Origin of the sequence: Pelomicrobium sp. G1 (genome assembly GCF_051905455.1) — a bacterium.
In the GTDB taxonomy this organism is placed as follows: Bacteria; Pseudomonadota; Gammaproteobacteria; order Burkholderiales; family UBA6910; genus Pelomicrobium.
Genome location: NZ_JBQACR010000371.1, coordinates 1 through 267, shown reverse-complemented (window position 1 = coordinate 267; position 267 = coordinate 1). Strand labels below are relative to the sequence as shown.

Annotated in this window: 1 pseudogene; it reads right to left on the bottom strand. The window is 68.2% G+C overall.

The window, feature by feature from the left end:
- Positions 1-265, bottom strand: a pseudogene (locus ACTFO6_RS18875) (ABC transporter permease); the annotation flags it as partial.
- Between the last annotated feature and the right edge of the window lie 2 nt (positions 266-267).

The window sequence follows — 267 nt, the reverse complement described above, 5'->3', positions numbered from 1 at the left end:
CCAAAGGCCCAGCCCGGGACAAGAGCAGGTAGATGAGCAATCCTGCGATCACCTGTTGCAGCCCCATGAGGGCGTTGAGGATCACGGTTACCGCCCTGCGGCCGGGAAAGCGGGCCACCGCCATGGCGGCCCCCACCGGCAGGCCGATGAGGGCGGCGAGCCCCACCTCCGTGAGGCTCACCCGCAGGCTCAAGCCCACGCTCCCCCACATGGCGGAATCTGCACCACCGATGAGGGCGAGGACCTGGGAAAAAGCCAGCCCCAAGG